The organism is Tsukamurella sputi (genome assembly GCF_007858445.1).
Classification (GTDB): domain Bacteria; phylum Actinomycetota; class Actinomycetes; order Mycobacteriales; family Mycobacteriaceae; genus Tsukamurella; species Tsukamurella sputi.
The window spans coordinates 1-513 of sequence record NZ_VIGV01000231.1 but is presented as its reverse complement, the minus strand read 5'-3'; the positions used below and the strand labels follow the sequence as shown (position 1 = coordinate 513).

1 protein-coding gene is annotated in these 513 nt (G+C 69.0%); it reads left to right on the top strand.

All coding sequences use genetic code 11. The annotated features are described in order from the left end of the window. Positions 1-513 (top strand): AAA family ATPase (locus FK268_RS23935; RefSeq protein ID WP_146437921.1); only part of this gene is annotated, 513 nt, incomplete at both ends.

Genomic DNA, 513 nt, shown 5'->3' with positions numbered 1-513 from the left:
TTCCTCCTCCCGCGTCCGCTGTTGCAGGCCGTGCGGGAGGGCGGACCGTCGGTGCTGCTCATCGACGAGGCCGACAAGGCCGACCTCGAGTTCGAGGGACTGCTGCTGGAGGTCCTCTCGGACTACGCGGTGACGGTGCCGGAACTCGGGACCATCACCGCCGTGCGCAAGCCGCTGGTCTTCCTCACCTCCAACGCGACGCGCGAGTTGTCGGAGGCGCTCAAGCGCCGCTGCCTCTACCTGCACATCGACTTCCCGGACGCCGAGCTCGAACTGTCGATCATCCGTAGCCGGGTGCCCGACCTGCCGACCGAGGTGGCGCAGCAGCTGCTGCGCGTCATCTCGACGCTGCGCGGGCTGGACCTGAAGAAGAAGCCGTCGGTCTCGGAGACGCTCGACTGGTGCCGCACCCTGCTGGCGCTCGGCGTCACGGGCAGCGCCAGCGGCTCCATCGACAAGGCGGCGCTCCGCTCGACGCTCGGCGTGGTGCTCAAGCACCAGGTCGACATCGAG